The organism is Paenibacillus sophorae, from assembly GCF_018966525.1.
Classification (GTDB): Bacteria; Bacillota; Bacilli; order Paenibacillales; family Paenibacillaceae; genus Paenibacillus_AQ; species Paenibacillus_AQ sophorae.
On record NZ_CP076607.1, the window covers coordinates 1,758,218 to 1,770,228 of the forward strand.

The window sequence follows — 12,011 nt, forward strand, 5'->3', positions numbered from 1 at the left end:
AGAAGCTTAGGCCCCGAGCTTTTAGTCCCGGGCTTCTGGTGATCTCGGGCCGGCGCTTCCGGCGGCAAGCGAGGCTTCCAACTCTTCGTACTGGCTGCGAAGCCGAACCAGCCTGGAGACGCTTTGCTCTAGGCCGCCCATCCGGTTACGCTGACACCATAACAGCTTGTAATGATGCAGGAGCAGGTCGAGATTATTTCTCAGCTCTCTTATCTCTGCAGGCCGTACCGAATCCTCTGCCGCGAGCCGGCGCTTCATGAAGGCAAGTCTGATGGCATGCCTGATGAAATGCACGCCACCCTGCAGCTCCTCCAGGACCAGATCGGCATCATCGCAGCGCGGGGAAAGGCTGCCCAGCCGCTCTTCGATTTCTTGCATATAAGCTTCAAGCCTATGCAGATTTTCGTCCGGAAGCTTATCCGTCAGGCGCATGTTGTCGAGATCGCTGCGCAGCAGCATGGACATCTCGGTATCATTGGGACGGGAAATGCCGGATTCCAGCTTGTAGTAGTTGCCGAGATCCAGCAGCAGTCTGCCGGTCTGTCCCGAAGCGTCGGAGAACAGGAACCGATCCATATAGCCAGCGATATCGGCCTCAAGGCTCGCTTCGGCACTCCAGGCAAGGGACCCGCCGTACACAAATCCGGCATAGCTTACGGGAAGATGCTGCCAGTGTCCATTGTCGCCCCAATCGGTGATCAGGTAGCCGATGGCGCCGTTCTTCTTGCCATGAATGGCCGCACTCTTCAGATTGGCCAGCATATTATCGGTGCGGCCGGTGACGGAATTCCATGAGCTGGTGCCGGGGCATACATAGAAGGGGATGCCGGCGTCGCGGAATTTTTGCGTATCGGCTTCAAACGGATGTTCCGCGCTGTATCCCCATTCCATGGCGATGATATCCTTCGGCAGATGGGGAATCAGCTCCGGGTGCTGGATAATAATGTCGCCCCAGAACTGCATCGTCTTGCCGCGCTTTCGGACGAGCTCCGCGATTCTCAGCAGAAAGGACAGATACAGCTTGCCTTTGCCAAGGGACTCCGCGGCGCCTTTGCTTCGGCCCATGCCGAGCTCATAGGTTTCATCGCAGCCTACGTTGAACATTCCGGAGCTGAAGTAAGGCAGCAGATCGTCGTACATTTGTTCAAGCAGATCAGTTACTTCAGGCGCTTCCGGATAGAAGGTTCCCGGCCGCATTGCGAGACCGCTTGGGAACAGATCGGCATCGTACAGTCCTTCCTGCTGCACGAAGCCTTCCGGGATTTCCGCCAGATGATTGAACTCCGGCCGGGACAGCCAACCCTCCATGTGGCCGAAGCTGTTCTGATTAGGCACGAGCTCGATACAGCGTTCACGGCAGTATTCGTCAAGCTCCAGGATCTCCTCGCCGCTAATCGGGGTTTCCAAATCACAGATGCCTGGAAATGATTCGTAGTTGAAGGGCATTCCTTCTATATATAGCTGCAGTTGGTTCAGTTTCAGATCGGCCATAAGATCCACAATCCGCCGCAGCGTCTGAGGATTTGGGATTTTATTCCTGCTAATGTCGATCATCAGCCCTCTTGCCGGAAAGTCAGGTTCGTCGGTGATATGCAGGCAAGGAAGATCGCCCCCTGTCTGCGCAATCAGCTGCTTCAGCGTGGCGACGGCATAATAAGCTGCTTGCGGAGAGCCGTAAGTCACCCGAACTCCGGTTTCAGTCACGGAGAGCTCATAGGTCTGCTCTCCCAAGCTGGAATCCAGAGAGAAAATGAAGGCGCAGGAAGAGCCGGGCGAGGCACCGATGGACAATGGCAGATTCAGACCCAGGACATGTGACACGGCATCCTGCAATCTTCTGGCCGCCGGCAGGGCCGGTTTGTCGCCGGGTCCGGCAAGCGCGATTCGTTCACCTCGGGAAATCCGGCAGAATCCGGGCAGGAAGACTAGTTCTTTGGGAACGGGAAGCAGAAGCAGGTTCTGGTAAGGATTGGACAATGGTGTGCCACCTCACGATCATGTAGAATATGTTCATATCTAGAATAAACATAACACTCCTAAACGAGGGGAGGAATGCAAATCATGTCCAAGCTCATGGATTATATGATCAGTCCGTATCCAATAAGAATCATTGATCCGAAGGTGGAGGCCTCCAAGCTGAAGCTCCAATCGATTCGGGTGGGCCAGGTCGGTCATCTCCCGGGAAGAACGCTGTTCCGTATGGGTGTAACGTTTCCTCATTGGGCCTTCGTCTATGTAGCAGCCGGCGCCGGCACTTACGCCGAGAACGGAGGAAGACGGCAACCTGTTCGGGACGGAAGTCTCTTCTTTTTCCGGCCGGGGTGCATCTATGATTTCGGTCCCTCGCCAGATGGGAACTGGGACGAGTATTATATCAATTTTACAGGCAGCCGGATAAAGGAATGGAGAGAGGCGGGACTTTTGGTGGAAGGAACCGTCTTTCGGGTAGAGGAAACGCATCATCTCGGGGCGAGATTCGAAGAAGTGATGGAGTGGATGGAGGGGGGGAACCCCCGCGATGCCGACAGGGCGGCACTGGCGCTGGAAGGGATGCTCCTGGATTGCTGCGGTCTGGGAGAGAACGGCCGCCCCGATGCCGAAGACAGCATGCAGCTCATCCGCGAGGATCTGCATTCCTGCATTTACGGGGAATTCGACGCTTCGCAGGATGGTGCGCCGCAGCAGCGGCTATCCCCTTCATGAGTATATTCACCGGCTGAAGATGGCCGAGGCCAAGAATCTGCTGCTCAACACCCCTTTGCAGGTGCAAGAAATTTCAGGCATGCTGCATTACAATGATCCCTTTTATTTTTCAAGGCTGTTCAAGAAATACATGGGAATCTCTCCGCAGGAAAGCCGGGGCAATGTGTGAGTACTGAGCTCGGATATTTGCTTGAACATTTTGCGCCGCTTCCGGCACCCGGATTTCATCATGTGCCTGCAAATGTGCCGGTTAGGATCTCCTTATGCAGTGTGGAAATGCAATGGCAGTTTAGCTGACATAAAATTCAATTTTTATTTCCAAATTATTCTCCTATACCCCATTTTTGATTGAATTAAACAGGGAAAAATAAAAAAAATATCCTTAATTTTTAAGCATGTAACCGTTATCAGGTAGAAAGGTAACTTGTTATTGTCATCTTTCTTTTGTATGATGCATTTAACACAGCGGTTTAAAGGCAGGTAAAAGCTCGCATTTTCCACAAATTTGGAGAATTGGGTGGTGGGATGAATATCAGGTTATCTGCGGAAGATCGTATGATTACATTTTTCAGGTACTTATCACTGTTACTTACTTCGCTGATGTTCTTGGTAACGCGCACGGGTCCTGCCCTCGTTTATAAAATTTTGATCATCTTGGCGCTGGGCCTGCTGGCTCATCTGTTTACCGCCTTTTTTTGGAGTTTCCGGCACAGGCCGCATGCCGTTATGGTGTCGGTTAGCATCGAGATGCTGCTGATCCTTCTGCTGGCCATTGGTACAGGCGGATACAACAGCCCGTTCAAGCTGTATTCGCTTAATCCCATTTTGATTGCGGCGGGTTCCTTGTCTTTTTATTTTTGCTGGAGCCTGCTGACTGGCTATTTTGCCATTTTTCTTGGATTTTGCTATTTTTTTTATAAATCGGCGGACGACACATTAGCCTCCATTCTGCTGGACAACGGAAATCTGTTCCTGGCCCTTGCGCTTACGGCGACCTTCATGCAGCTGCTTTTGAAGCTTAGGCGGCAGCGGGAGGAGGCCGAGGCGCGCACGGACGAAATGCTTGAGCATATCAAATCGCTGTATCACATCGTGGAAACCTCAAGCGAGCATGATTTTATGAATATCGGACAGGTGATTACCGACTATGCCCTCAAGCTGACGAAGCTTAACAAAGCGCTGTTCTGGTTCGCGGGCAGCAGCGGGGGGCCGTCGCTTGTGAGCCGCCAGACCGGTTGGCTGCCCGAAGAAGAAGAATCTCTATTCGGGGAGCTCAAGAAATACGAGCCTGAATGGCGGCGTCAGAAGGAGCCGATATTCAGAAGTATTCCCGGATTCGGCGACATGCTGCTGATGCCGGTTCGGATGAGTACCCGGTTTGTGGGTGTCATCGGAGTAAAGCTTGAAGCGCATGAGGGACTGGAGGGCCGGAGATGGTACATCCAGCAGCTGATGTTCCTGGCGGAGCTCAGCGCGATTACGCTGGAGCGCCATGAGCTGAGCGTTACCGAGAACCGCCTAATTGTAACCAATGAGCAGAATCGGATTGCCGATGAAATGCATGACAGCGTCTCGCAGAGCCTGTTCGGCATCGTGTATGCGGCTCATTCCCTCAAGCAGGCCTGCCGAAAAATGACGCCCTCCCAGCTGGAGGAGCAGATTGAGCTGATCCATGATTCGGCGACCAAGGCTGCCAAGGAACTGAGGATTACCATTTACAGTTTGAGTTCCAAGAAAAGCGGCGGACCGACCTGGCTCGGTATGGTAAGATCGCATCTGAAAAGTTTGTCGAGATTGAATGATGTCGAGATTGATTTCAAAGTGAAGGGCGACGACTTCAGCCTGCCCTACCCTTATCACAAAGCGCTTTTCCGGATTATATCCGAAGCGACCGGCAATGCCATTCGTCACGGCGGCGCCGGCAATATTGAGGTTGAGCTGACCTTGAAGCCAAGATGGATCGGACTGGCTATTCGCGACGATGGCATCGGCTTCGACACCGATCTGCTGTGGACCCGTTCGGAAGAAGGGACAAGCGGACTCGGAATGAAGAATATGCAGCATTTAGCAAGTTCCCTTGGCGGTGATTTCCAGTTATCCAGCAACGAAAATGCAGGTACCCAGATTCTGATTTCAATTCCGGTAGGCGTGGTTGAATTAAAGAACGCATAAAGGATGATAGGAGGTCTTTGCATTATGGAAATCGTCATTGTGGATGATCACCCCCTCGTGAGAAGAGGGCTGGCAGCAGTTATTTCCATGCAGCCCAATTTAAAATTTGCGGGCGAAGCAACGAACGGCGAAGAGGCTCTGCGCGTCTTTGAAGAGGTGCGCCCTGATTTGGTGCTGATCGATTTGAAGCTTGCCGACGAGTCTGGGATTGATGTGATCAAGGCGGCGCGCAGACGCGGAATCGAAAGCAAGTTCATCTTACTGACATCGTCGGCGAGCCGGGAAGATTTCCTGAAAGCGGAGGAAGTGCTGGTCGATGGCTATGTATTAAAAGAGGCGCTGCCGGAGGAGCTGCTGTTTGCCATTCAACTGGTCTACAAGGGCAGGAAGTATTACGATCCCGGTCTGATGGAAGACAAGATGAGAATGAGCGGCAAGGGTCCGACGGATGAATTGACGCCCAAGGAACGGGAAGTGCTGATCGAGCTGGGGCAGGGCGCCTGCAACCGGGAGATTGCTTCCCGGCTCTTCATCAGCGAATTCACGGTCAAGAAGCATGTCAGTCAAATTTTGGCCAAGCTTCAGGTTGCGGACCGAACCCAGGCCGCGCTTTACGCGAACGCGGTCGGGTTAACCAAATACGAGATGTCTGTCGAATAATCGGCAGGCGAAGGAAATTCCATATTTACAAGCACGGACAACTTGTCCGTGCTTTTTTTATTTTTCGGCAAATTTCGGCAGCTGCGTGTCAGCACAGCTTCATACCTTATGGTACTAAAGTATACCATGAATTGCCCTAAAGTGGAAATTTTCTTTATTCAAAAGTGAAAACGAAAGTAATGGTAGGGACCATGCCCCGAAAAATGTGGATTGTTAGAATTAAAGCAAGTTATCTGAAACTTTCAGAAGTCTTTCAAAATCCAACGGAAGGAGGATCGCTGTGGAAAAGACGATTTTGGATTACCTGAATCTGATCAAAAAAAGGTTATGGCTCATCGTGCTGTTCGTACTGATCTCCTGCAGCACCACCTATTATGTCAGCAAGAATTACGTGGTTCCCGTCTATTCCGCATCTGCGCAGCTGCTGGTGAACAACGCCGCTGATCTGCCGGAAGGCAATAACCTGAATAATCTGAATTTCAGTCTCAATTTGATCGGAAGTTACAAGGAAATCATTAAATCGCCGGCCATTATGGACCGTGTCGCCGCTGCACATCCGGAATTCGGGCTTACGGGCGACGGGCTTAGCTCCAAGGTAACCATCAGATCTTCGGAGGGAAGCCAGATCATCAATCTCAGTGTGGAAGATAAAAGTTATGCAAAGGCAGCCGGCATCGCCAATGCCGTATCGCAGACTTTCATTCGCACCCTGCCGGAATTGATGAATCTGAACAATGTCAACTTCCTCACTCCTGCGGATCCGAAAGATGTTCCTGGGCCGATAAACGCTGGATTTACGATGAATCTGATAATCAGCTTTGTCGTATCGCTGATGGCGGCTCTAGGTATTATCCTGCTGCTGGAGACGTTGAACGGCTCCCTTCGCTCCGAGAAGGAGGCGGTGCACGAGTTTGGTCTTCCGGTCATCGGAACCATTCCGGTCATCCGCAAACGCGACCTCGGCAAGGATGGAGACAACAAAGCAAGAGTAGGGGAGGGAGCGTATGCTGCGGTTAAGTAACAGCCTCATAGCCGAACGAAATCCACAGTCGCATGTGTCTGAATCATTCCGCTCGCTTCGCACCTACATCCGTCAGCTCGGGCTGCTGCAGGGCGGAGGAAAATCGCTGCTCTTCACATCCGGCGGGGCGGGGGAGGGAAAGACGACCGTTCTGGCCAATCTCGCCGTATCCTTTGTGCAGGACGGCAAGAAGGTCGCAGTTGTGGATTGCAACTTGCGCAGCCCCGGCCTTCATACAGTGTTCGGAGTGGAGAATGGCGAAGGGTTGGCTGACTGTCTGAGCGGCCAGAAGGAGGCAGGCAAGATCAGCGTGTACGGCAATCTCGCCAATCTAACCATCGTGACGGCAGGAGCCTCATCCGTCAGTCCGCCTGATCTGCTGGGAAACGCCAAGATGACGGAGCTGCTGGAGGAACTGAAAGGAACCCATGATCTCGTTCTGCTGGACACGCCCCCGGCGGTGGAATACAGCGATGCCCGGGTGCTTGCGCCGCTCACGGACGGCGTTATCATCATTGCCCGTTACGGCAAGTCGAAGCGGGATTCGATCCGCAAGGTCAAGACACTGATGGAACAATCCGGGACAACCATTCTCGGTATTGCCATAAATCAAGTCAAGTGATTTCAAAACAATGAGCTGAGCATATGCTTTCGAAGCAAATTTACGGAGTTGTTCGAAGAAGCGTATGCTAACAAAACTTTTAGGAGGCATGGATGATGAAAAAAGTGAAAAAGGTAATTATTCCCGCAGCCGGACTGGGGACCCGTTTTCTTCCCGCAACAAAAGCGATGCCGAAGGAAATGCTTCCCATCATCAACAAGCCTACTATTCAGTACATTGTGGAGGAAGCGATCGCTTCCGGTATCGAAGATATTATTATCGTAACCGGTAAAGGAAAGCGGGCCATTGAAGATCATTTCGACAACGCCTTCGAGCTGGAGTCGCGGCTGCTTGAGGATGGCAAGCTCGAACTGCTGCAGGAGGTGCAGCGTTCATCCAAAGTTGAAATTCACTACATCCGCCAAAAAGAACCCAAAGGATTGGGACATGCGGTCTGGTGCGCCAGACGGTTCATCGGCGACGAGCCGTTCGGCGTAATGCTCGGGGACGATATTGTTACCGGACAGACGCCATGCCTCAAACAACTGATCGACCAGTATGAGGAAACGCAGAACTCAGTTATCGGTGTACAGGAAATTCCGGACGAATTCACCAACCGGTACGGCATTATCGAGCCGGATTTGCAGGACGGCCGTCTGTACCGAGTTCACAACTTTGTTGAGAAGCCGCCGCTTGGAACCGCACCTTCCAATCTGGCGATTATGGGCCGCTACGTGTTCACGCCGAAGATCTTTAAATATCTTGATTTGCAGGAAAAGGGCGCCGGAGGCGAAATCCAGCTGACCGACGCGATCCAGAAGCTGAATCAGAGCGAACGGGTCTATGCCTACAATTTCGATGGAACGAGATACGACGTCGGAGAACGGCTTGGTTACATTTTGACGACGCTGGAGTTCGCTTTAGAGAGCAAGGATTTGCGCTATCCTCTCATGGATGCCATGGCGGCATGGCTTAGCAAGGCGGAACAAGCCACCAGCTAACGGATTGAAGTGCAACATCTATTTTACGGGCTATTCTTTCAAGGAGGATTGAGAGGGAAATGAGCATGCCAAAAATGCCGGATGACGCTAAGCCGATTCTGTCGAATCTTTACGTGCTGCATGCCGATGAAGCGCAGGAAACCAATTCCTACCTGGTAGTGAAGCGGGTAATCGACATTCTTTTTTCCGCTCTGTGTCTATTCTTGCTGCTCCCCCTGTTCGCTGTAATCGCCGTACTGATCAAACTGGATGACCCGAAAGGAAAAGTGTTCTTCCGCCAGACCCGTGTCGGCAAGGACGAGAAGCCGTTTGAGATGTACAAGTTCAGGTCCATGATCTCGAATGCCGAGGAGCTGAAGAAGAATCTCATGGCTTACAACGAGGTCAGCGGGGCGATGTTCAAGATGAAGAACGATCCCCGCATTACAAAGATAGGGAAGTTTCTGCGCAAGACAAGCATTGACGAGCTTCCCCAACTCTGGAATGTGCTGGTCGGCAACATGAGCCTGGTCGGTCCCCGGCCGCCTCTTCCCGATGAAGTGGCGCAGTACTCGGAGTACGACAAGCAGCGGCTGACTGTAACGCCGGGCTGCACGGGCTATTGGCAGGTTCACGCGCGCAACAGCGTCGGTTTCGAGGAAATGGTTCAACTGGATCTCACGTATATCCGCATGCGGAGTACAGCGCTTGACATGAAGATTATCTTAAAGACGGGACTTATGCTGCTGGGATCGAAAAATGCTTATTAATTCAGAAATTAGGTGAATGCCCATGTTTGAGCACGGAAACGTACCCCGGCTGTCTATCATCATTTGCACCTACAATCGGGCCGGGCTGTTATCCAAAACGCTGGATTCCCTGCTCGGGCTCGAAATGCTGGACGAGGCGGAGGTCATTGTGGTTGATAACCGCTCGACCGATGATACGGCAGCCGTCGTCAAACGGTTCGTGGATAAATACGAAAGTATGATCCATATGAAGTATCTTCTGGAGCCGGTTCAGGGACTGTCGGCCGCCCGCAATGCGGGCATTCTGGCAGCCAAATCGCCGCTCATAGCGTTTCTCGATGATGATGCGCTGCCTGTCCGTACATGGATTTCGACGATTGTAAACACCTTGGAAAGCAGGCCGCTCGTGATGGCCATGGGCGGCAAGGTTGCTCCTATTTTTGAAAGCGGCAGGCCGAACTGGCTGATTAAGCCGTTCGAGTTCCCTTACACGATCATGGATCTGGGCAACCGGATCAAGGAGTACCCGGGCAAGTTCCACCCCTGCGGCGCCAACATGGCGATGAGGCGCGAAGTCTTTAACGTCAGCTTGTTTCCGCTGGAGCTTGGACGCAAGGGAGACTCGCTTTTGTCCGGCGAGGAAACCTGGCTGTTCGGAAAGATTCGGAAAGAAGGGCAATCCGTTCTTTATCACCCGCAGATGGCTGTGGACCACTTCGTCCCGGCAAGCCGTTTGACCGAGGACTGGATCATGAAGCGGTACTACAGCCAAGGTTTATCCAATGCCCTTGGAAGCAGCGGCCAACTGGGCAGTCTGTCCCTTTGGGGCAAGACAGCGGCTAAAGTTCTGTATATTGCTGCCGACTCCGTATTGGCTGCGATATCCCGGAACGAAGGAAGAAAGCTGCTGAACAAATGCAGGCTGGAGAGCGTCCGCGGAACGCTTCACATGCTGCGGAATCGAAATCGGGAATCGGCGACGGGGTGAATGGATGATGATAAGCGGCCACCGGGCTTCCAAATTGTATGCTCTGCCGTATGGGATGCTGTTTCTCCTGTCGGCGTTGTTTCTAGGCACGGCAGTGATATACGAGCCGGCTATCGCGGTTGCCGCTGTCGGACTGCTCCTTCTGCTCGTCGTATCCCTGTCCAGACCGGATTACATCAGTTATTTCGTACTGCTGACGACGGCGGTATCGATTAACTTTTTGTACGATGGAAGCTTGTTCGGAATGGAAATATTGTCGCTCTACAAGCTGGCGATGCTGGCGCTGCTTGTGCCGTGCATTCTGGTTAACGGACTGCGCTTCAAGCTCAGCTTCCCGCTGTGGGCCCTGGCCGTGATGGTGTTCATGACGTTCACCTTTTCCATCTGGCTGCCCCAGATGACAACGTCGATTGCGGTCAAGGCGTTCATTGGACTTTCGCTTCCGTTTATGTTTCTCTTGATCAACTGGAAAAAAGAAGTGGCGCAGCGGCATATCTACATGATCTGCCTTCTGCCGACGGTAAGCCTGCTGGTGGGAGCGCTGCTGCAAGTGGCCCATCTTCACCAGATGCTCAACGTGGAATTCACGGGTGCGGTGCGGATCCAAGGAGCGAACATCCCGTCGCATCTGGCGATGCTCGCCTTTATTGGAACGGTCCTCCCGTTTATTGAACTCAGGCGGAATCCGGGCCATGAGCGATTCTATTACAGTGTGCTGGCCGTGAATTTCGTGACTTTGATCGGTACGGGAACTCGGGGGCCGCTTCTCGCGCTGCTTCCGGTGGTGCTGTATTACTTCTACGACATTTTCCGGCGCTATTTGAAAGGCAAAACCCGGTATCTGATTCCGCTGCTGTGCTCGGTGCTGGTAATTTCCGGCGCGATATTCATGCAGTGGGACAATATCAAAAAACGTTCGTTTGAAAGGCAGACGAGCGATGGAATCGACCTGTCGGGACGCTCGGAGGCCTGGACCTACTTTTTGGAAAAAGCGTCGGGTTCCCCATTGTCGGGAAGAGGTCTTGGCGCCGTTACAGTGGCCAACGATGGCACGCTGTATAAAGGGTTTGTCGTTCCCCACAACGAATATATCCGGTTTTACTTCGACGGGGGGTATATCGGCTCGATCCTGCTGCTGCTGTCCTTGTTGGCTGTGTTTATTCTGGTTTACAGAGCTTTGGCGCCGCCGGTAAAGCCCTATTACCTGCTCTTTATAGCAGCGTTTCTGATCTACTCGTTTTCCGATAATACGCTGTCGACGGTCCAATTTATTATTCCGTTCTGTTGGTACCTGAACTGCCTGTATCGGGCTTCGCAGCCAACCGATTCCCCACAAAAAGAAGTGATACGATGAATCAAGTGAACATGTTCGATGTCAACTTTAACAATTATGATTTCATGGACCTGCTGGAGTATATCGATACTACGATCCGGGAAAGGAATCATTCCTACATTCTGACCTGCAATGTGGATCACGTGATCAAGCTGCGCAAGGATAAGGAATTCCGGACGGTCTACTCTGAAGCGGGCGCTGTGGTCGCGGACGGGATGCCCCTCATTTGGGCTTCCAAGATGCTGGGCAAGCCGCTCAAGCAAAAAGTGTCCGGCGCCGACCTCTTCAGCAGATTGGGACATGCGTTCCAGCAGCGTAAATACCGGCTGTTCTTTCTTGGCTCCGCGGAGGGCGTACCGGAACGGGCTACGAAGAACCTCAAGGCGGCGTACCCGGATATTAACATTGTCGGCTGTTATTCTCCTTCCTACGGCTTCGAGAATAACAAGGAAGAGAACGAGCGGATTATCGGGATGCTGAATGAAACCCGGCCGGATATCGTGTTCGTTGGCGTAGGGGCTCCCAAGCAGGAGAAATGGATCTACCGCCATTATCTATCCTACCGGGCGCCGATCTCGATTGGTGTTGGAGCAACCTTCGATTTTCTGTCCGGATCGGTCAAGCGGGCGCCGGATTTCATGCAAAAAAGCGGACTGGAATGGTTCTGGCGGCTAAGCCAGGAACCGGGAAGGCTGTGGAAGCGGTATTTGGTGGACGACGCCCAGTTTCTGCTCCTTCTGCTCAAGGAGATGCGCAAACGGGATAAAGCGAATGGACGGAGCCTTGAATAAAGGCTTATCCCCA

The 12,011-nt window shown here is 52.6% G+C and carries 12 protein-coding genes; 11 read left to right on the plus strand and 1 reads right to left on the minus strand.

Features of this window, described 5'->3' with window-relative positions:
• Window positions 1-21 precede the first annotated feature (21 nt).
• Window positions 22-1,977 (minus strand): beta-N-acetylhexosaminidase, encoded by a 1,956-nt coding sequence (locus KP014_RS08215; RefSeq protein ID WP_090834509.1) that lies wholly within the window; start codon window positions 1,975-1,977, stop codon window positions 22-24.
• Window positions 1,978-2,061: 84 nt separating this feature from the next.
• On the opposite strand from KP014_RS08215, the gene KP014_RS08220 reads away from it, so the two are divergent.
• From KP014_RS08220 to KP014_RS08270, 11 genes are all read left to right on the plus strand, one after another.
• Entirely contained in the window at window positions 2,062-2,703 is a 642-nt protein-coding gene (locus KP014_RS08220) for an AraC family ligand binding domain-containing protein (protein WP_175491921.1), read from the plus strand.
• Entirely contained in the window at window positions 2,669-2,872 is a 204-nt protein-coding gene (locus KP014_RS08225; protein ID WP_175491922.1) for a helix-turn-helix transcriptional regulator, read from the plus strand. The genes KP014_RS08220 and KP014_RS08225 overlap by 35 nt, the downstream gene beginning before the upstream one ends.
• A gap of 476 nt (window positions 2,873-3,348) precedes the next feature.
• Window positions 3,349-4,875: a sensor histidine kinase gene (locus tag KP014_RS08230; protein WP_246590666.1), complete on the plus strand. Its 1,527-nt coding sequence runs from the start codon at window positions 3,349-3,351 to the stop codon at window positions 4,873-4,875.
• Window positions 4,876-4,899: 24 nt separating this feature from the next.
• Window positions 4,900-5,535, plus strand: a complete 636-nt coding sequence (locus KP014_RS08235; RefSeq protein WP_025688279.1) for a response regulator — start codon at window positions 4,900-4,902, stop codon at window positions 5,533-5,535.
• Between the two features lie 280 nt (window positions 5,536-5,815).
• Window positions 5,816-6,556, plus strand: a complete 741-nt coding sequence (locus tag KP014_RS08240) for a YveK family protein (protein ID WP_051499643.1) — start codon at window positions 5,816-5,818, stop codon at window positions 6,554-6,556.
• Complete coding sequence (locus KP014_RS08245) at window positions 6,540-7,178, plus strand: CpsD/CapB family tyrosine-protein kinase (protein ID WP_036591680.1); 639 nt, start codon at window positions 6,540-6,542, stop codon at window positions 7,176-7,178. The genes KP014_RS08240 and KP014_RS08245 overlap by 17 nt, the downstream gene beginning before the upstream one ends.
• Window positions 7,179-7,270: 92 nt before the next feature.
• Window positions 7,271-8,158 (plus strand): UTP--glucose-1-phosphate uridylyltransferase GalU, encoded by an 888-nt coding sequence (gene galU / locus KP014_RS08250; protein WP_090834511.1) that lies wholly within the window; start codon window positions 7,271-7,273, stop codon window positions 8,156-8,158.
• A gap of 59 nt (window positions 8,159-8,217) precedes the next feature.
• Window positions 8,218-8,907 carry a sugar transferase gene (locus KP014_RS08255; RefSeq protein WP_036591684.1) on the plus strand — a complete coding sequence of 230 codons (690 nt, stop codon included), beginning with the start codon at window positions 8,218-8,220 and terminating at the stop codon, window positions 8,905-8,907.
• Between the two features lie 22 nt (window positions 8,908-8,929).
• Window positions 8,930-9,874 (plus strand): glycosyltransferase, encoded by a 945-nt coding sequence (locus KP014_RS08260; protein WP_036591687.1) that lies wholly within the window; start codon window positions 8,930-8,932, stop codon window positions 9,872-9,874.
• A 4-nt stretch (window positions 9,875-9,878) separates the two neighbouring features.
• Window positions 9,879-11,228 (plus strand): O-antigen ligase family protein, encoded by a 1,350-nt coding sequence (locus tag KP014_RS08265; RefSeq protein WP_246590667.1) that lies wholly within the window; start codon window positions 9,879-9,881, stop codon window positions 11,226-11,228.
• A complete protein-coding gene (locus KP014_RS08270) occupies window positions 11,225-11,998 on the plus strand; it encodes a WecB/TagA/CpsF family glycosyltransferase (protein WP_036591689.1) in 774 nt (257 codons plus the stop codon). Before KP014_RS08265 ends, KP014_RS08270 begins: the two co-directional genes overlap by 4 nt.
• Window positions 11,999-12,011 lie beyond the last annotated feature (13 nt).

Coding starts and splice junctions, on each gene's coding strand:
- KP014_RS08220 (WP_175491921.1), top strand. CDS start 2,062: ATGTCCAAGCTCATGGATTATATGATCAGTCCGTATCCAATAAGAATC.
- KP014_RS08225 (WP_175491922.1), top strand. CDS start 2,669: ATGGTGCGCCGCAGCAGCGGCTATCCCCTTCATGAGTATATTCACCGG.
- KP014_RS08235 (WP_025688279.1), top strand. CDS start 4,900: ATGGAAATCGTCATTGTGGATGATCACCCCCTCGTGAGAAGAGGGCTG.
- KP014_RS08245 (WP_036591680.1), top strand. CDS start 6,540: ATGCTGCGGTTAAGTAACAGCCTCATAGCCGAACGAAATCCACAGTCG.
- galU (WP_090834511.1), top strand. CDS start 7,271: ATGATGAAAAAAGTGAAAAAGGTAATTATTCCCGCAGCCGGACTGGGG.
- KP014_RS08255 (WP_036591684.1), top strand. CDS start 8,218: ATGAGCATGCCAAAAATGCCGGATGACGCTAAGCCGATTCTGTCGAAT.
- KP014_RS08260 (WP_036591687.1), top strand. CDS start 8,930: ATGTTTGAGCACGGAAACGTACCCCGGCTGTCTATCATCATTTGCACC.
- KP014_RS08265 (WP_246590667.1), top strand. CDS start 9,879: ATGATGATAAGCGGCCACCGGGCTTCCAAATTGTATGCTCTGCCGTAT.
- KP014_RS08270 (WP_036591689.1), top strand. CDS start 11,225: ATGAATCAAGTGAACATGTTCGATGTCAACTTTAACAATTATGATTTC.